At 47.7% G+C, this 1,411-nt stretch carries 1 protein-coding gene; it reads left to right on the top strand.

Annotated elements, in window-relative coordinates; all coding sequences use genetic code 11:
- On the top strand, positions 1 to 1,411 hold a 1,411-nt coding region (locus R8N46_RS24740), incomplete at both ends, for a M16 family metallopeptidase (RefSeq protein ID WP_318189714.1).

The following is a 1,411-nucleotide window of genomic DNA, read 5'->3' as shown; positions in this document are numbered from 1 at the left end:
AGCTGAAGCGGATGCGATTTTCGCGCTTGAAAGCGTGAAAGGTAAAGTCACACAGCTAGCGTCGAATGAAACTTTCTTTGGCCAACCTGATTTGATTGAAAAACAATTGGAACAGATTCGCGCCGTGACTCCTCAATCTGTTGAGAAGGTGTACCAAAACTTTATTCAAGGTAAGTCGAAAGTCACCTTGAGCGTGGTACCAAAAGGCAAAACGGATCTTGCTGTTAAGTCTGCGACATTTACAACGCCAGAACGCACCTTGCCAGAGTACAAAAAAATTACCGATGATCAGTTAGCCTATCGCCGCGCAACGGACAATTTTGATCGTTCAGAGCAGCCACCGGTCGGTGAACCAGTGAAAGCAACAATGCCAGAACTGTACAATGTGCACTTTGACAACGGCTCTGAACTACTCGGCACCGTGAGCAACGAAACTCCGACAGTCATGATGCAATTCAGCTTGCCTGCGGGCACGCGTTTTGTGGAAAAAGGCAAAGAAGGCCTAGCGCAACTGACGGCCGCTATGTTGCAAGAAGGAACGACCAAACGTAGCGTGGAACAAATTCAAGCTGAGCTCGATAAACTCGGCAGCATGATCTCTGTCGATGCCACAGGCTACACGACGAACATCAGCGTTTCTTCTTTAGAAAAGAATTTAGAGCCAACACTGAAAATCGTTGAAGAGATGCTGCTATCGCCAGCGTTCAAACAAGAAGATTTTGATCGTGTGAAAATGCAGGCACTCGAAGGGCTTGTGTACGAACATCAAAATCCAAGTTGGATGGCATCTCAAGCAAGTCGACAAGTGCTGTATGGCGATTCTGTTTTCGCTCGTCCGAAAGACGGCACGCAAGCCGGGGTCAGTGCGCTAACGCTTGATGATGTACGTGAGTTCTACGCTAAGCACTACACACCGCAGAGTGCACAAGTCGTGGTGGTGGGTGACATTGCTAAACAAGACATTGAGCAGAAGCTTGCGTTTTGGGCTGAATGGAAAGATGAAGCGGCACCACTTTATGCTCCTCAAACAATACCAGCATTAGGTGAGCAGAAAATTCATCTTGTCGACAAACCAGGGGCACCGCAAAGTGTGGTTATGATGGTTCGTCAAGGCATGCCTTATGATGCCACGGGTGACTTTTATCTAAGCCAGCTCGCGAACTTTAACCTAGCGGGTAACTTTAACAGTCGCATCAACCAAAACCTGCGTGAAGACAAAGGCTACACCTACGGTGCTTACGGTTACTTCTCGGGGAATCCTGAAACCGGTTCGGTTGTATTTACCGCGCAAGTTCGTGCCGATTCGACGGTCGCATCGATTATCGAGATGGAAAATGAGCTGAATGAATACGCTCAATCTGGAATGACTGATGAAGAAATGAAATTTATGCGCCAAGCGGTCGGTCAAAAA

Source organism: Vibrio sp. 1874 (assembly GCF_033344395.1).
Taxonomy (GTDB): Bacteria; Pseudomonadota; Gammaproteobacteria; order Enterobacterales; family Vibrionaceae; genus Vibrio; species Vibrio alginolyticus.
Note: the sequence above shows the minus strand (reverse complement) of the source record. Positions and strands in the feature narration are given on the sequence as shown.